This window comes from Terrabacter sp. P2_E3 (assembly GCF_056403915.1).
In genome coordinates this window covers 116,920-132,797 of sequence record NZ_JBFUEN010000012.1, presented here as the reverse complement: position 1 = coordinate 132,797, position 15,878 = coordinate 116,920, and the positions used below count along the sequence as shown (strand labels likewise).

The 15,878-nt window shown below is 72.7% G+C and carries 16 protein-coding genes; 11 read left to right on the top strand and 5 right to left on the bottom strand.

Annotated features, from left to right (window positions below; all coding sequences use genetic code 11):
* Positions 1 to 71 precede the first annotated feature (71 nt).
* The 3 genes from AC1DW8_RS17045 to AC1DW8_RS17035 form a co-directional block, all read right to left on the bottom strand.
* Positions 72 to 1,232, bottom strand: coding sequence for a DNA polymerase III subunit delta' (locus tag AC1DW8_RS17045; protein ID WP_478095279.1), 1,161 nt, complete (start codon positions 1,230 to 1,232; stop codon positions 72 to 74).
* Positions 1,229 to 1,888: a dTMP kinase gene (gene tmk / locus AC1DW8_RS17040; RefSeq protein WP_478095278.1), complete on the bottom strand. Its 660-nt coding sequence runs from the start codon at positions 1,886 to 1,888 to the stop codon at positions 1,229 to 1,231. The genes AC1DW8_RS17045 and tmk overlap by 4 nt, the downstream gene beginning before the upstream one ends.
* 151 nt (positions 1,889 to 2,039) lie before the next feature.
* Entirely contained in the window at positions 2,040 to 3,074 is a 1,035-nt protein-coding gene (locus AC1DW8_RS17035) for an aspartate-semialdehyde dehydrogenase (protein ID WP_478095277.1), read from the bottom strand.
* A 192-nt stretch (positions 3,075 to 3,266) separates the two neighbouring features.
* On the opposite strand from AC1DW8_RS17035, the gene AC1DW8_RS17030 reads away from it, so the two are divergent.
* Positions 3,267 to 3,749, top strand: coding sequence for a hypothetical protein (locus AC1DW8_RS17030; protein ID WP_156415485.1), 483 nt, complete (start codon positions 3,267 to 3,269; stop codon positions 3,747 to 3,749).
* Between the two features lie 92 nt (positions 3,750 to 3,841).
* Here AC1DW8_RS17030 and AC1DW8_RS17025 read toward each other — a convergent pair whose 3' ends face one another.
* On the bottom strand, positions 3,842 to 4,603 hold the full coding sequence (locus tag AC1DW8_RS17025; protein WP_478095276.1) for a MerR family transcriptional regulator: 762 nt from the start codon (positions 4,601 to 4,603) through the stop codon (positions 3,842 to 3,844).
* A gap of 167 nt (positions 4,604 to 4,770) precedes the next feature.
* Between AC1DW8_RS17025 and AC1DW8_RS17020 the strand changes: the two genes are divergently transcribed.
* From AC1DW8_RS17020 to AC1DW8_RS16980, 9 genes are all read left to right on the top strand, one after another.
* Positions 4,771 to 5,745 (top strand): LysR family transcriptional regulator, encoded by a 975-nt coding sequence (locus AC1DW8_RS17020; protein WP_478095275.1) that lies wholly within the window; start codon positions 4,771 to 4,773, stop codon positions 5,743 to 5,745.
* A gap of 48 nt (positions 5,746 to 5,793) precedes the next feature.
* Positions 5,794 to 6,564 carry a dimethylargininase gene (gene ddaH / locus AC1DW8_RS17015; RefSeq protein WP_056773745.1) on the top strand — a complete coding sequence of 257 codons (771 nt, stop codon included), beginning with the start codon at positions 5,794 to 5,796 and terminating at the stop codon, positions 6,562 to 6,564.
* 72 nt (positions 6,565 to 6,636) lie between these two features.
* Complete coding sequence (locus AC1DW8_RS17010) at positions 6,637 to 7,476, top strand: TspO/MBR family protein (RefSeq protein WP_478095274.1); 840 nt, start codon at positions 6,637 to 6,639, stop codon at positions 7,474 to 7,476.
* Between the two features lie 168 nt (positions 7,477 to 7,644).
* Complete coding sequence (locus AC1DW8_RS17005; RefSeq protein WP_478095273.1) at positions 7,645 to 8,892, top strand: NAD(P)/FAD-dependent oxidoreductase; 1,248 nt, start codon at positions 7,645 to 7,647, stop codon at positions 8,890 to 8,892.
* Positions 8,893 to 9,011: 119 nt separating this feature from the next.
* Positions 9,012 to 9,704, top strand: coding sequence for a fasciclin domain-containing protein (locus AC1DW8_RS17000; RefSeq protein ID WP_478095272.1), 693 nt, complete (start codon positions 9,012 to 9,014; stop codon positions 9,702 to 9,704).
* Positions 9,705 to 9,824: 120 nt separating this feature from the next.
* Positions 9,825 to 10,646 carry a DUF4397 domain-containing protein gene (locus AC1DW8_RS16995; protein WP_478095271.1) on the top strand — a complete coding sequence of 274 codons (822 nt, stop codon included), beginning with the start codon at positions 9,825 to 9,827 and terminating at the stop codon, positions 10,644 to 10,646.
* A 30-nt stretch (positions 10,647 to 10,676) separates the two neighbouring features.
* Positions 10,677 to 11,444 (top strand): class F sortase, encoded by a 768-nt coding sequence (locus AC1DW8_RS16990; RefSeq protein ID WP_478095270.1) that lies wholly within the window; start codon positions 10,677 to 10,679, stop codon positions 11,442 to 11,444.
* A gap of 23 nt (positions 11,445 to 11,467) precedes the next feature.
* On the top strand, positions 11,468 to 12,040 hold the full coding sequence (locus AC1DW8_RS16985; RefSeq protein WP_056826500.1) for an RNA polymerase sigma factor: 573 nt from the start codon (positions 11,468 to 11,470) through the stop codon (positions 12,038 to 12,040).
* Positions 12,024 to 12,947 carry an anti-sigma factor gene (locus AC1DW8_RS16980; protein WP_478095269.1) on the top strand — a complete coding sequence of 308 codons (924 nt, stop codon included), beginning with the start codon at positions 12,024 to 12,026 and terminating at the stop codon, positions 12,945 to 12,947. Before AC1DW8_RS16985 ends, AC1DW8_RS16980 begins: the two co-directional genes overlap by 17 nt.
* A 3-nt stretch (positions 12,948 to 12,950) precedes the next feature.
* Here AC1DW8_RS16980 and AC1DW8_RS16975 read toward each other — a convergent pair whose 3' ends face one another.
* Positions 12,951 to 13,394 carry a MarR family winged helix-turn-helix transcriptional regulator gene (locus AC1DW8_RS16975; RefSeq protein ID WP_235508700.1) on the bottom strand — a complete coding sequence of 148 codons (444 nt, stop codon included), beginning with the start codon at positions 13,392 to 13,394 and terminating at the stop codon, positions 12,951 to 12,953.
* A 192-nt stretch (positions 13,395 to 13,586) separates the two neighbouring features.
* Here AC1DW8_RS16975 and AC1DW8_RS16970 point away from each other — a divergent pair, with 192 nt between their 5' ends.
* On the top strand, positions 13,587 to 15,695 hold the full coding sequence (locus AC1DW8_RS16970) for an MMPL family transporter (protein ID WP_478095268.1): 2,109 nt from the start codon (positions 13,587 to 13,589) through the stop codon (positions 15,693 to 15,695).
* The last annotated feature ends 183 nt before the right edge of the window (positions 15,696 to 15,878 follow it).

The window sequence follows — 15,878 nt, the reverse complement described above, 5'->3', positions numbered from 1 at the left end:
GGCTCGCGGGCCCGCCGGGCGCTCCCCCGTCACGCATGAAGAACCTCACACCGACGCCGCGCGCGAGTGGGTCAGATGCCGAGGTCGCGCGGGACCCGGAGCTGCAGGGCCATCGCCTCGAGCGCGAGCAGCGGCGACACGTTGGCGTTGATGCGGTCGCGGGCCTCGTTGATGGCGTCCATGGCGGCGAGCAGCTGCTCGGGGCCGAAGACGCCGGCGAGCGCGCGCACCTTGTCGACGGCGTCGGGGTTGACGAGGTCGACGTCGGATCGCAGGCGCAGCACGAGCGCGTCGCGGTAGATCGAGGTGAGGTCGATGAGGGCCCGGTCGACGACGTCGCGGGCCGATCGGGTGGCGCGCGTCTTCTGCTCGCGCTCGAGCGCGGCGACCTGCGAGCGGATGTGGGGCGGCTGGGTGCGCGCCGTCGGGTCGGCGCCGAGCGTCTCCATGAGGTGCGCCCGCTCGGCGGCGTCGCGCTCGGCGCTCGAGGCGGTCGACTCCTCGTCGGCGATCTGGGCGAGGTCGGCGGCCGCGCCGATGGCGTCACCGACCCCGAGGATCTTCGTGGCCATGGCGATGACGTCACGACGGCGGATGCGGGCCTGCTCGTCGCGAGCCAGCCGGCGCGCGAGGCCGACGTGCGACTGGGCGGCGCGAGCGGCATACAACGCCATGGCGGGGTCGACCCCGTCGCGTCGCTGGAGCAGCTCGGCGACGGCCTCGACCGGGGGTGTGCGCAGACGGACGTGTCGCGACCGCGAGCGGATCGTGACGATGACGTCCTCGAGGCTCGGCGCGCAGAGCATCCAGACGGTGCGCGGCGTCGGCTCCTCGAGGGCCTTGAGCAGCGCGTCGGCCGGGGCGTCTGTGTAGGCGGTGAGACGGTCGGCGTCCTCGATGATGATGATGCGCCAGCGGCCGACCGACGGGCGCAGCGCGGCCTCCTGGACGAGCGCTCGGGCCTCGGCGACCTTGATCGACAGGCCCTCGGTGGCGACGACCTTGACGTCCGCGTGGCTGCCGTCGAGAGCCGTGCGGCACTCGCGACACTGACCGCAGCCACCGTCGGGGCACTGGAGGGCGGCGGCGAAGGCGCGGGCTGCGGTCGAGCGACCCGAGCCCGGCGGACCGGTGAAGAGCCACGCGTGCGTCATCGCCGACTCGTCGCTCACGGCTCGAGCGAGCGTCTCGATCGTGGGCTCCTGGCCGACGAGGTCGGCCCAGACGGTCATCGGCGGCCCGCCATGACGCGGTCGACGCCGTCGACGACGCCGCCGTGGAGCCGCTCGACCGACTCGGTCGCGTCGAGGACGAGGTAGCGCTCGGGGTCGCCCGCGGCGAGCTCGAGGTAGCCGCGGCGGACCGCGGCGTGGAAGGCGTCGGCCTCGGACTCGAGCCGGTCGTGCACGGTGCCGCGACGCGCGCGACCCACCTCGGGCGAGACGTCGAGGACGATGGTCAGGTCGGGCAGCAGGCCGCCGACGGCCCAGTGCTGCAGGGCGGTGATCTCGTCGCGGCCGAGCTCGCGGCCGGCACCCTGGTAGGTGATCGAGCTGTCGACGTAGCGGTCGGTGATGACGACGGCACCGCGCACCAGCGCCGGCTTGATGAGCTGGTCGACGTGGTGGGCCTTGTCGGCCGCGAAGAGGAGCGCCTCGGCGCGCGCCGCGACGTGGTCGCCGTGCAGCACGAGCTCGCGGATCTGCGCGCCGAGCGGGGTGCCTCCGGGCTGGCGGGTCACGACGACCTCGCGCCCTTGCTGCTCGAGCGCCTCGGTGAGCAGGCGCACCTGGGTGGACTTGCCCGCACCGTCGCCGCCCTCGAAACAGACGAAGAGCCCGGGGGCGGTGCCCTGTCGATGGGTCGCGGCCGCGAGGTTCTCCGTCACGCCCCGACCCTATGCCAGCGTCCGGACACCAGCCCCGCGTCCCCGACCCCTCACACCGCAACACACCGAGAAGGTCACAACCCACCGCGATCGGATCGCGGTGGGTTGTGACCTGCACGGTGTGTTGCGCGGTGGAACGGGCGCCCACGCCTCAGCGACGGGCGACCAGGGCCTCGGCGATCTGGACGGCGTTGAGGGCCGCGCCCTTGCGGAGGTTGTCGCCGACGACGAAGAGGACGAGCCCCTTGCCCTCGGGCGCCGCCTGGTCCGCGCGCACGCGGCCGACGAAGACCTCGTCCCGACCGGCGGCCTCGAGCGGGTTGGGCACGTCGGTGACGATGACGCCCGGGGCGTTCTTGAGCAGGTCGAGCGCCTCCTCGGGCGAGATGTCCTCGGCGAACTCGGCGTGGATCGCGAGGCTGTGCCCCGTGAAGACGGGGACGCGCACGCACGTGCCCGAGACCCGGAGTTCGGGGGCGTGCAGGATCTTGCGCGACTCGTTGCGCAGCTTCTGCTCCTCGTCGGTCTCGAGCGAGCCGTCGTCGACGATGGACCCCGCGAGGGGCACGACGTTGAAGCCGACCGGGACGGCATACAGCTGCGCCTCGGGGACGGCCACCGCGCGCCCGTCGAGGGCGAGCCCGGTGGGGTCGCCCGCGGCATACGCACCCTTGAGCTGGCGGTCGAGCTCCTGGACGCCCACGCCGCCGGAGCCGCTCACGGCCTGGTAGCTCGAGACGTGCAGGCGCACGAGGCCCGCCCTGTCGTGGAGCGGCTTGAGGACCGGCATCGCGGCCATCGTCGTGCAGTTGGGGTTGGCGACGATGCCCTTGGGGATGTCGTCGAGGTCGGCGGCGTTGACCTCGGAGACGACGAGCGGGACCTCGGGGTCCTTGCGCCAGGCGCTCGAGTTGTCGACGACGGTCGCGCCGGCGGCGGCCACCTTCGGCGCCAGCTCTCGGCTCGCGGCGCCGCCGTTGGAGAAGAGGGCTATGTCGATGCCGGCGAAGTCGGCCGTCGCCGAGTCCTCGACCGTGACGTCCTCGCCCTTGAACGGGAGCGTCGTGCCGGCCGAGCGCGCGGACGCGAAGAACCGCACCTGCGTGACCGGGAAGTCCCGCTCCTCGAGAAGGGCGCGCATGACGCCGCCCACCTGACCCGTTGCACCGAAGACACCAACTCGCATGGCCCAAGGTTACGGCGGGCGGCGACCGGGCACCGGGCCCCGTTCAACTGGTGGGCGCCCGGACCTCGCGGGCTGGGAGGTGGCTGTGATTCCCCCGTTCCACCCACCTGCCCTGCGGAGTGGGAGCACCCTCGACAGGGGGCCACAGTCCCTCTCGGGGGCCACAGGAACACATCTTCAAGGGAGAGTCGTATGAGCCGACTCAGCATTCGGGCCACCTGCGCGATGGCCGCCGTCGCACCACTTCTCGTCGTCAGTGCCGTGTCCGCCGGTGCCGGCGGCAGGGGAGCCGTCACGTTCACCGACAACCAGCACTCGGTCGTCGACGTGTTCCACGACATGAACCCGTGCACCGGGGACCCGGGCACGGTCAGTGCCGTGGAGAACCAGATCTTCCACGGCACCATCAACAAGACCGGCTCGTGGTTCACGGGCACGGTCGAGGGCAAGTTCACGTTCACGCCGGACGACCCGTCGAAGATCACCTACACGGGACACTTCGCCACGTGGTTCGGCGACGAGAACAACCTGCGCAACGGCGTCGAGCACAGCACGTTCAACGTCAACGCGACGGGCACGGACGGGTCCCACCTGCAGTTCCACGACAACGCCCAGGCCACGCTCAACGCGAACGGCACCGTGACGGTCTCGTTCGACCACATGTCCTGCGCCTGAGCGGGTGCGTCGCGCACCACCGGGCACAGCGGCACACCGGGCCCACCGGGCCGGGCGGCGCAGCGGTCGCCCGGCCCGGTGGGCCCCCGACGTCACTCGCGGTGGCGGTCGGCGTTGGCGTGGATGGCGTCGCGGACGTATGCCGCGAGCCCGGGTGCGAGGTCCTCGTACGTCTTCGTGAAGCGGGGGTCGGCGACGTACATGTCGGCGAGCCCGCGGTGGAAGGTGTGGTCGAGGTCGTAGAAGCGGTCGTCGATGTGTCGGCGGTGCTGCTCGGCGGCGTCCATGGCCGCCTCGCTCGTCGCGGGCGCGCCGGAGTGCAGGGCTGCGACGAAGGCGGCGTTGACGGCGTCGGCCTCCTGCTTGACCTGCTCCCAGTCGGCCTTCGTGTAGCGCTTGGTGCGCGAGCGCGACTGCTTCCAGGCGTCGGTCTCACCCCAGCGCTCCTGGGCCTCCTGCTCGTACTCGTCCGTGAAGCCGTCGCCGAAGAGGTCCTTGAGGTCCTTGGTCGAGGCGGGCTGGTCGTTCATCGCTCTCTCCAGTGCTCGGTCGATGGCCGAGACGAGCTCGCGCAGCTCGTCCAGCCGGGTCATGACGGTGGCGCGCTGCCGGCGCAGGTGGTCGGCTGCGTCCTCATTGCCGCGCAGCAGGGTCGCGATCTCGTCGAGCGGCATCTCGAGCCGTCGGTAGACCACGACCTGCTGCAGGCGCGTGAGGTCCTCGTCGGTGTAGAGCCGGTAACCCGCCCGCGAGCGCTCGCTCGGGACGAGCAGCCCGATCTCGTCGTAGTGGTGCAGCGTGCGCACCGTCACGTCGAGGAGCTCGGCGACCTGCCCCACCGTCCAGGTGGTCATCTCCTGCGTCCTTCCGGTCATGGGATCGAGCGTGACGCCTCACGCGACGTGAGGGTCAAGCCCATTGAAGCGCCGATGGGCGCGGAAAGTGCCGGGAGGTGCTGAGGTGCCGGGAGGCGCCCGACGTCCCGGGTGGCGCCGTCGGGCGTGCGGCCTACTCTCGATACGTGGAGCTCGAGGTCCGTCACCTGCGCGTCGTCGCGGTGGTCGCGCAGCAGGGCAGCATCCCTGCTGCCGCGGCTGCTCTCGGGGTGTCCCCGGCGACCCTGGGGTCCGAGGTCGGCCGCATCGAGCGCGCCCTCGGCTGCGCGCTGTTCCGGCCGAGCGGTGACCGGGTCGCGTGCACCGCGATCGGCGAGCGCGTCGTGTCGCGGGCCCGCACCGTCCTCGACGAGGTGGCGGCGCTGCGTGAGGACGTGCGCACGCACCGCGCGAGCGACGCCCCACTGCGCATCACGTCGGACTCGATGCGCTACTTCACGTCGTTCGTCAGCGCTGCCTACGCGACGGACATGAGCCGGCCGCTCATGCCGGTGCCCCCGCTGGCCGGAGGCACGACGACCGAGGCGATCAGTGACGGCCGGGTCGACGTCGCGGTCGTCATCGCGCTCGTCGCCGACCGGCGCGAGGAGCGGGCGCGGTCGATGATCGGCGAGCGCGTCATCGTCGAGCGCGAGCCGCTGCTCGTCGCGCTGTCGGCGTCGCACCCGCTGGCGGCGCAGCGGTGCGTCGACATCAGGGAGCTCGCCGGCGAGGACTGGATCCTGCCGCCGACCGAGGTCGATCCCGGGTCCGAGGCGACGAGCACCGTGCTCGCCCGCCTCGGCGTCACCCTCCGCTCGTCCTACGGACCGCACGACCTCGGGCCGCTGTGGCCGGCGGTCGTCGCCGGCCGGGCCGTGTCCTTCGCCGTGCCCACGGCGTCCGCGCCGCCGGGCGGGGTGCTGCGGCCGCTCTGCGACCAGCCGATCACGGCCCGACGCCTGCTCCGTTGGCGGCTGGGGGCGCTCGACGACGAGGACGTCGAGCGGTGCGTGCGCGCGGCGGGCTCGGCCTACCGGGAGCAGCTGACCCACACGGCGCAGACCCAGGGCTGGTGGCCGAGGGCGCGCTCCGACGAGAAGCCGATCCTCGCGCCCTGACGGGCCGCGACCTCCGACCGGTGGGCGCCGCGACCCTAGAGTGAGCGCGTGCACCGTCGCCTCGCGCTCGTCCGTCGACCCTCCCCTCGTCTCGCGGACGGGATCGTGACGCACATCGGGCGCTCGGCATCCGTCGACGGCGAGCTGGCCCTGCGGCAGTGGCAGGAGTACGTCGACGTGCTCCGTCGTCGCGGCTGGTCGGTCGTCGAGGCACCTCCGGTCGACGACTGCCCCGACGGCGTCTTCATCGAGGACCAGGTCGTCGTGCACGGCGACGTCGCGGTGCTGTGCCGCTCCGGCGCCCCCGGACGCCGGGGCGAGCGCGCGGGGGTGGGCGAGGCCGTCGAGGCACACGGCTACCGGGTCGTCGAGGTCGAGGAGCCCGGCACCCTCGACGGCGGGGACGTGCTCAAGCACGGGCACGTCGTGTGGGTCGGTGTCGGCGGCCGCACGAACCTCGCCGGCATCGAGCAGCTGCGGCGTGCGTGGGAGGGCCATCGCGTCGAGGTGGTGGCGGTGCCCGTGTCGAAGGTCCTGCACCTCAAGTCGGCAGTCACCGCGCTGCCCGACGGGACCGTCCTGGGCTACCCGCCGCTCGTCGACGACGTGAGCACGTGGCCCCGGTTCCTCGCTGTGCCAGAGGAGTCCGGCGCCCACGTCGTGCTGCTCGGTGGCATGTCGGTGCTCATGTCGGCGTCCGCGCCGCGCACCGCGCAGCTGCTCGCCGCCCGTGGTCACGACGTGACGACCGTCGACATCTCCGAGTTCGAGAAGCTCGAGGGCTGCGTCACCTGCCTGTCGGTGCGCCTGCGGGGATAGACCCGTAGCGGCGCCACCCTGTTAGGGTCGCTAACTGGATGAGCAATCTCCCGAGCGACTGAGGTGATCGACATGTTCGGATCCACCACCACGCCGGCGGCCGCCCTGACCAGCAGCGACCAGGTGCGTCGCGTGGCCGTCATCGCCGCCGAGATCTTCTGCGTGGTCGGCACACTCGTCGGCGTCGGCGTCCTCGGCACGCGCGTCGAGGAGTCCTCGGGAGGAGCCCTGGCCGCGACCGCGACCCTCATCGCGCCCGCCGGCCCGGCCTTCTCGATCTGGACCCCGATCTACCTCGGCCTCCTCGCGTATGCCGTGTGGCAAGCCCTGCCTGCCAACGCCGTCCGCGAGCGGGTGCGCAGCACCGGGTGGCTCGCCGCTGCGTCGATGGTGCTCAACGCGGCGTGGCTCCTCGTCACGCAGCAGGGCTGGATCTGGGCGAGCGTCGTCGTCATCGTCGTGCTCGCGCTGACCCTCGGCGTCCTCCTGCGCCGCCTGACCCGTGAGCCCGCCAGGTCGACGTGGGAGCAGGTCATCCTCGACGGCACGTTCGGCCTCTACCTCGGCTGGGTCGCCGTCGCCACGTGCGCCAACATCACTGCGGCACTGGTGGACTCGGGCGTGGACCTCGGCGCCACCGCCAACCAGGCGGCGGCGGGGGTCGTCCTGGCCGTCGCGGCCGGACTCGGCATCGTCTTCGCCCGTCGCCTCGGTGGCCGCTGGTCGATCGCCGCCGCGATGGCCTGGGGGCTCGCCTGGATCGCCGTCGGCCGCCTCGGGGACGAGCCGAGCTCCGTCGTGACCGGCATCGCGGCGGTCGTCGCCGCCGTGGTCGTCGTCGTCGCCGCCCGGCGCTGGCACACCCGACGGCCGGCGACGCCGGAGACGTCGCGACGGCTGCACACCGTCTGACGGGCCTCGGCGCCGCGCCGTCGGAACGGCGTGTCGCGACGGTCCCGCGGCGCGTCGCGAACCGGCCGGGTGCCCGCCTCGGATACGGCCCTCGCAGCCACCCCGCGACCGACCCGTGAGGTCTACGCTGCGACGGGGGCCGGACTCGAGCAGTGGGGTGATCCTTTCGTGGACGCTGACGTCGTCATCGTCGGGGCAGGGCTGGCAGGGCTGCGGTGCGCGCGACGACTGACCGAGCTCGGTCACGAGGTCGTCGTCCTCGAGTCGAGCGACGGGGTCGGCGGGCGCATCCGCACCGACGTCGTCGACGGCTTCCGCTGCGATCGTGGCTTCCAGGTGCTCAACCCCGCCTACCCGGCGGTGCGACGGTGGGTCGACGTGTCGACGCTCGATCTCAAGCCCTTCGGCTCCGGCGTGCTGGTCAGACGCACGAACGGCCTGCAGGTGCTCGCCGACCCGATGCGCGAGCCACGCCTGCTCGCCCAGACGATGCGCAGCGGCTACCTTCACCCGCGCGAGCTCGCGGGCGTCACACGGTGGACCGCACGCGTCATGGCTGACCCGAAAACCGTTCTGGCCCAGAAGGACTCGACCCTCGCCGAGTCTCTCGACGAGGCCGGCGTCACGGGTCGGCTGCGCCGAGAGGTGCTCGACCCCTTCCTCGCCGGCGTCCTCGTCGACAGCCACGGCGGCTCGTCGGCCAACTTCACGAAGCTGCTCGTGCGGATGTTCGCGCTGGGCCGCCCGGCCGTCCCGGCGACGGGCATGCAGGCGCTGCCCGAGCAGGTCGCGAAGCCGCTCGGCGACCGCGTGCGGCTGAACAGCCACGTCGAGTCGATCACGCCCGTGCCCGTGGGCGTGGACGTCATGGTCGACGGTCAGTGCCTCAGGGCCCGCAGCGCCGTCGTCGCCACCGACCCGATCGGCGCGGCCACCCTCACCACCTTGCCCGAGCCGCCGACCAAGGGCCTCGTCACGTGGTGGTTCGACGCACCGGAGCCGCCCCACTCCCTACCGCTCGTGGCCGTCGACGGACGCCGCCACGACTCCGTCCCGCCCGGCCCGGTGTGGAACACCGCCGTCATGACGGCCGCGGCCCCGAGCTATGCCCCGCCGACGAAGCACCTCGTCGAGGCGACGTGCCTGCTCGACCGTCCCGACGGCGACGCGTCCGAGGCCGACGTCCTGCGCCACGTCGGCGAGATCTACGGCTGCGACACGACGGACTGGCGCGTCGTGACACGACACCGCGTCGACGCGGCACTGCCCGCCATGACACCGCCGCTCGAGGTGCGGTCACCGGTCATGCTCGGCGACGGCGTCTTCGTCTGCGGCGACCACCGCGACACCGCGTCGATCCAGGGCGCGCTCGTCTCCGGCCAGCGCGCGGCCGAGGCGGTCAACGCGCACCTCTGACGCGGCACGCCCCCCAGCGCGAGAAGAAAGTTCGCGGGAGGTGCATCCCTGCCCGGCACGTCCTCGGAAGTAGGGGCAGACGGCACACGACGCCGTCGCTCCCGAAGAGAGGACAGACCGTGAAGAAGCGTCATCTCGTCCCCGTCGTCGCGGCCCTGGCCGGCGCCCTCGCCGTCCCTGCCGCTGTCGCCGCCCCTGCTGCATCGAGCGCATCGAGCGCATCGCGCACCCAGGCATCGGTGGTCGCCGCAGCCACCCCGATCGGAACCACGAGCCTCGCCGACGTGCTGCTCGCGGACGGCAACCAGTTCGACGGCAACTGGTACGACTACGACATCGTCACCGAGGCGGTGCTCGCCGTGCTCGCGGCCAAACCGAGCAGCCCTGTCGGCCTGCTGACCAAGGGCGATGTGGCACTGACGGCCTTCATCCCCAACGACCGGGCCTTCCAGGTCCTCGCCGCCGACCTGACGGGGCGCTGGTACGGATCCGAGACGAAGGTCTTCCAGGCGCTCGCCGGCGCCGTCGGCATCGACGCCCTGGAGCGGGTCCTGCTCTATCACGTCGTCCCCGGCGGCACCGTCACCTCGTCGCAGGCCCTCCGGTCCGACGGCGCGATGCTGGCGACGGCGCTTCCCGGCAAGAGCATCAAGGTCGACGTGCTGTCGCGCTGGCTCAAGCTCGTCCGCCTCGTCGACGGCGACCGCAACGATGCTGACCCGCTGCTCAACCCGCGGGCGCTCGACATCAACAAGGGCAACCGGCAGATCGCGCACGGCATCGTCCTCGTCCTGCGACCCGCCGACCTCTGACGCCCTCCGTGCGGCCCCCGAGGTCCGCACCGCACACCACCGCTTCCCCTCCCGGATTCACCTCCACCCGAGCGCGGCCCCGTCGCACTCGAGCACTCACCCCTCTGGAAAGGAACGACCATGAAGTCGCTTCGCATCGCCGCCGCCACGACCCTCGCCCTCGCCCCGGCCGCCTTCCTGGCGGCCCCGGCCCACGCGGCCGACGCCACGGTCTCGATCCTCCACGCCGTGCCCGGCGCGACGGTCGACGTCTACGCCAACGGCAAGGCCCTCCTGACGGACTTCAAGCCGGGCACACTGACCGATCCGCTGATGCTCCCCGAGGGCACCTACGACCTCAAGGTCACGCAGGCCGGCGCGGGCGCCGGTGGCGCAGCCGTCATCGAGGCCAACGACGTCAAGGTGCCGGGCGGCGCCAACGTCACCGTCGTCGCGCACCTGTCCGAGGCCGGCAAGCCGGTCCTCACGCCCTTCGTCAACGACACGTCCAAGATCGATGCCGGCAAGGCGCGGATCACCGTGCGCCACACGGCCGCCGCCCCCGCGGTCGACGTCCGGGCCAACGGCACGGTGGCCTTCAAGAACCTCACCAACCCGAACGAGGCCAAGGCCGACCTGCCGGCCGGCACGATCTCGGCCGACGTCGTCCTCGCGGGGACCGACACCGTCGCGATCGGCCCGGCCGACCTCGACCTCAAGGAGGGCACCAACACGATCGTGTACGCGTGGGGCAGCGCCGCCGACAAGAACCTCGAGCTCGCGGTCCAGACCCTCTCCGGCATGCACTCGGCCCCGGGTGGCGTCCCGGCCGGGGCGGGCGGCCAGGCCGCCGCGGCCCGGGAGTTCTCGGAGGTGGCTCGCTACGCGGCCGTCATCGGTGCCGCTGCCGCCGCGGGCGGGCTCGTCCTCGTGTCGCGCCGGCGCGCCACCGGGGTCCGCTGACCCGCTACGCACCCGTCGCCAACGACCGAGATGAAACGCACCGTCGACCCCGGACCGGGTCGCTCCCGGGCCCGGGCGTCGAGCCCGTCCAGGGGGGTGGTCGCCGCGCTCGCGGCCGCCCTCCTGGCGGGCGTGGGCGTGGCGTGGCTGACGCGCGCCTCGGACGCCGCCCTCCCCGCGGCGTCCGGGGCGGGCGTCACCAGCACCGCCGCACCCGCAGCCGGCGCCCCCACGACCCCTGCCCCGCAACCGGGGTCGCCGGGGTCGCCGGGGTCGCCGGCCGGGACGGACGGCTCGGCCGGTCCGGCACAACCGGGGGTCCGCCCGGCGACGCAGCAGGCGGGCCCGACCGCGGCGGCCCCCGACCGCCTGACGATCCGCCGTCTCGGCATCGACATGCGGGTCGTTCCGGTGGGCGTCGCCCGTGACGGCGAGATGGCGCTGCCGGAGACGCCGGCGCAGGTGGGCTGGTACCGCTACGGCTCGCGGCCCGGCGACGACGCCGGGTCGACGGTCCTCGCGGCGCACCTCGACATGCCGGGCTACGGGATCGGCCCCATCGCGGCCGTCGAGGAGCTGCGCACGGGCGACGTCATCACGGTGCGGTCGGGCGAGGTGAGCAGGAGGTATGCCGTGACGTCGGTGACCCAGGTCCGCAAGACGACGCTGGACCTCGCCGCCCTCTTCGCCCGCGACGGACCTGCACTGCTCCACGTCGTGACCTGCGGGGGCGACTTCGACCGCGAGCAGCGCCGCTACGACGAGAACGTCGTCGTGACCGCCGAGCCGCTCGCGTGAGCAGGACGTGGTTAGGTGGGTCCGTGCACGTGCACGACGACCCAGACGTCGAGTCCGCCGAGCTCGCCGTCCGGTTGGTCGGTGGGGACCGCGAGGCCCTCGCCGAGATGTACCGCCGCTGGTCCCCCCTCGTGCACACCATCGCCCTGCGCGCCCTCGGCACCAGGGAGGACGCCGAGGACGTCGTCCAGCAGGTGTTCGTCGCCGCCTGGCGGGGACGCGCCACTCTCCGACCCGACCGTGGGTCGCCGGCGGCGTGGCTCGTGGGCATCACGAAGCACCGCGTCGCCGACGTGCGCACGCAGCGCTACCGCGCCCACCGCAACCTGCAGGCGCTCGCGTCCGAAGTGGTCACCGAGCCGACGACCACGCACGACTCCGACTGGGCCGAACGACTGCTCCTCGTCCACGAGCTGGAGCGCATGGGCGATCCGCGGGCGACCGTGCTCCGAATGGCTTTCATCGAGGACCGCACGCACGATGACATCGCCCGCATGCTGCAGATGCCGCTCGGCACCGTGAAGAGCCACGTCAGGCGGGGACTGCTCGAGCTGAGAGACCGACTCAAGGAGGTGGAACGTGTCGCATCCGACTGACGACGAGCTCGTCGACCTCGCCCTGGGCGAGCCCGTCGACGCGAGTCGTTCTGCCCACGTCGAGGAGTGTGCCGTGTGCTCCGCGTCGGTGGAGCAGCTGCGCCGCACCCTGCGCCTCGCCTCAGGACCGCTGGCGTATGCGGGCTGGCAGGCTCCCGACGACGCCGTCTGGGCGCGCGTGACCGCCCAGATCGACGCGGAGCCCGACGCCCCGGTCGATGCCGGGCCGGCCCCCGCGACCATGGCGGGTCCCGACGCCGGACCTGACGCCGGACCCGCGCCCACTCCTCCGGAGACCCCCCTGCCTCGCGACGAGCGTCCGTCAGGGACGGATGCCGCCGACCGACCTGACCGACCTGACCGACCCGCGAACCCGACCGGTCCCGCGGCGACGGCGGGGACGGCATACCCCCCCGAACCCGTCCCCGCGGACGCGACGGTCACGCCGATCACGGCGGGCGCCGCTCGTGCGACGCGCCGACGTGCCGCGGCGTGGGGCGCCGCTCTCGTGGCGGCCAGCCTCGTCGTGGGACTGCTCGCCGGGCGGGCCATCTGGAGCCCGAACGAGAGCGGGAGCGTCTCGCAGGTCGCCCTGAAGACCCTCGACACGCGCCAGCGCGAGGGAGAGGCCTCGGTCGTGCGGGCCGGGGACGGGCTCGACCTCAGCGTCGTCACCGATCGTCCGCTCGACGCCGGCGACGGCTACCTCGAGGTCTGGCTCATCAACGCCGACGGCAAGCGGATGGTCTCCGTCGGGGTGCTGCGACCCGGCGAGACGGGCACCTTCCCGATCAGCCAGGCGCTCATCGACCAGGGCTACGTCGTCGTCGACATCTCCAAGGAGCAGTTCGACGACAAGCCGGCGCACTCGGGCGACAGCCTGCTGCGGGGCCAGCTGCCCGCCTGAGACTCAGGTCATGAGGTTCTTCATCGCGGCGGTCGCGCCCCTGAGGTAGCGCTCGACGACGTCGCGGTCCCCCTCCGACAGGGTCGCGTCGAGGGCGGCGAGGCTCTCGAACATCGGCGTCATCCGGGCGAGCACCTCGGCGCGGCCGCTGTCGGTGATGACGACCTCGGTGCGGCGGCCGTCGCCGGGGTGTGAGCGACGCTCGGCATGACCGTGGCCGACGAGACGGTCGACGACGCCTGACGAGGCGGCCGACGTCACGCCGAGCACCTTGGCGAGATCGACCGGGCCGATCGGGCCGCGCATGAGGTGCCGGAGCGAGTGCAGCTCAGACGTGCTGAGGCCCGCCTTGCGGGCCACGACCGACGGGACGGCCTCCGAGACCTCGACGAGCTCCTGCAGGGCCGAGAGCGTGGCGGTCGTGCGCCATCCGGGCACCCCGGGCACGAGGCCCACCTCGGGCGGCCCGTCTCCCCGAACGGGCTGCCCTTCATCGACGGACGCATCCTTCGGGGCGCAGGCACGCCTTGGGGCCGGCTGTTGGCCGACGGTCTGTTTGCTGCTAATGTCACTCACCAACTTAGTAATCTACTGAGTAACCCGATGAACCATCTTAACTGGAGGTGTGGCGTGCGTTCGGTGACCGACAGGATCACGCGCAAGTGGTGGGCCGTGGCGATCGTCGTCCTGGCCCTGGCCGGAGCGATGGGCGTCGTGAGCGCCGTGGGCGAGGCGCAGCGCACCTCGGCCTCGACCGACGCCCTGCCGATCGGCTCAGACAGCGCAGCGGCGCTCGAGATGCGCGACCGACTGCCGGAGGCCGAGGGCTCCACGGCCGTCGTCGTCTTCAGCAAGGACTCGGGCACGCTGACCGACGCCGACCTGACGGCCGTCGAGGGACGCGTCGCCCAGGTCCCCGGTGCCGGCCGCGCCCCGCTCCAGCGCAGCGAGGACGGCACGGCCGCGCTCGCGATCGTGCCCGTCGACGCCACGGACGCGACGGACACGGCAGCCCTCGTGGGCGACATCCGCGAGGTGGTCAAGGCCGACCTTCCCGAGGGCGTCACGGCACAAGTGACCGGACCCGCCGCGGTCCAGGCCGACCTCGCCGCGGTCTTCGAGGGCGCCAACACCCGCCTGCTCATCGCCACCGCCTCCGTCGTCGCCCTGCTGCTCGTGCTGACCTACCGCAGCCCCATCCTCTGGATCTTCCCGCTCCTCGTCGTCGGCGTCGCGGACCGACTCGCAGCCGTGGTCGCGACACACACGCTCGCGGCATTCTCCATCGTCTGGGACGAGTCCACCATCGGCATCCTCTCGGTCCTCGTCTTCGGCGCCGGCACCGACTACGCCCTGCTGCTCATCTCGCGCTACCGGGACGAGCTGCGCAGCCACGCCGACCGGCGCGAGGCCATGGCCTTGGCCCTGCGCCGCACGTCCGAGGCCGTCCTGTCGAGCGCCGTCACCGTCGTCATCGGCCTGCTGACCCTGCTGCTCTCGCTCTTCCCGGCGACGCGGGGACTCGGTCTCGCCTGCGCCGTCGGCGTCGTCGTCGCCGCGGCCTTCGTCCTGCTCGTGCTGCCCGCGGCGCTCGTCGTCTTCGACCGCTGGATCTTCTGGCCCAGGGTGCCCCGCGAGGGCGAGGCGGCTCTCGCGGACGGCCACTCGCTGTGGCGCCGCGTCGGCGACCGCGTCGCCGCCCACCCGAAGCGCATCATCAGCGTGACGCTCGTCGTGCTCGCCGTCATGGCGGCCGGCATCGCGGCGATCGACACCGGACTCAAGCCCGCCGACCAGTTCCTCAGCAAGCCCGAGGCCATCGCCGCGAGCGAGCGCCTGGCCCAGTCCTTCCCCGCCGGCAGCGCCGACCCCGCCGTCATCGTCACGACGGCCGACCCGCAGTCCGTGACGACCGCCGCCGAGGACGTCCCCGGCATCGCCGGCGCGCGCATCGTCAAGCAGGCCGGCGGCGTGGCCGAGGTGGACGCCGTCATCCAGGCGGCGCCAGGATCGGACGAGGCGACCGACACCGTGCGCTCCCTGCGGGCCGCACTCACCCAGCTCCCCGACAGCCACGTCGCGGGCACCGAGGCCGTCGCACTCGACCAGGCGGAGGCGTCGTCGCGCGACCGCCTCGTCATCTTCCCGATCGTGCTGGCTCTCGTCCTGCTGGCCCTCGGACTGCTGCTCCGATCTGTCGTCGCCCCGCTCGTGCTCGTCTCGACGGTCGTCGCGACGTTCCTCGCTAGCGTGGGCGCCTCGTGGTGGATCTTCACGAAGATCTTCGGCTTCTCCGGCCTCGACGACAGCGCGCCGCTCTTCGCCTTCGTCTTCCTCGTGGCGCTCGGCGTCGACTACAACATCTTCCTCGTCACGAGGGCGCGCGAGGAGTCACGCCTGCACGGCTCCCGCCAAGGGATGCTGCGGGGCCTCGCCGCGACGGGGGGCGTCATCACGAGCGCCGGCATCCTGCTCGCCGCGGTCTTCGCGGTGCTCGGCGTCCTGCCGCTCGTCGTCCTGGCCCAGATCGGCGTCATCATCTGCGTCGGCGTCCTGCTCGACACCCTCGTCGTGCGCACGCTCCTCGTCCCGGCCATCGCGGTCGTCCTCGGCGACCGCTTCTGGTGGCCCCGCCGAACGCACCCCTCCGTGTCGGACCGGTCGGCGACCGAGGACGCCGCCCCGGCCGCCCCTGCCGATGCCGATGCCGATGCCGATGCTCTGACGAAAGTCGGGACAAACTCTTGACATGGAGCGGCAGCCGCCGTTGAATCGGGAGTGCCAACATTAGACAAACCATGGACAAACAGGGCTGATGCCCCAGGCGAAACCCTCATCCATACCTCGCATCCCCCATCACCGTTCACGCCGCCACCCCCTCGACAGCCCGTGCGGTCTCGATCGACTCCCTCCCCGTCGATCGAGGCAGAC

Excerpts from the sequence above, each read along its gene's own strand:
- AC1DW8_RS17030 (WP_156415485.1), top strand. The coding sequence starts at position 3,267 with ATGAGCCGACTCAGCATTCGGGCCACCTGCGCGATGGCCGCCGTCGCA.
- AC1DW8_RS16995 (WP_478095271.1), top strand. The coding sequence starts at position 9,825 with ATGAAGTCGCTTCGCATCGCCGCCGCCACGACCCTCGCCCTCGCCCCG.
- AC1DW8_RS17025 (WP_478095276.1), bottom strand. The coding sequence starts at position 4,603 with ATGACCACCTGGACGGTGGGGCAGGTCGCCGAGCTCCTCGACGTGACG.
- AC1DW8_RS16990 (WP_478095270.1), top strand. The coding sequence starts at position 10,677 with ATGAAACGCACCGTCGACCCCGGACCGGGTCGCTCCCGGGCCCGGGCG.
- AC1DW8_RS17045 (WP_478095279.1), bottom strand. The coding sequence starts at position 1,232 with ATGACCGTCTGGGCCGACCTCGTCGGCCAGGAGCCCACGATCGAGACG.
- AC1DW8_RS17010 (WP_478095274.1), top strand. The coding sequence starts at position 6,637 with ATGTTCGGATCCACCACCACGCCGGCGGCCGCCCTGACCAGCAGCGAC.
- AC1DW8_RS17035 (WP_478095277.1), bottom strand. The coding sequence starts at position 3,074 with ATGCGAGTTGGTGTCTTCGGTGCAACGGGTCAGGTGGGCGGCGTCATG.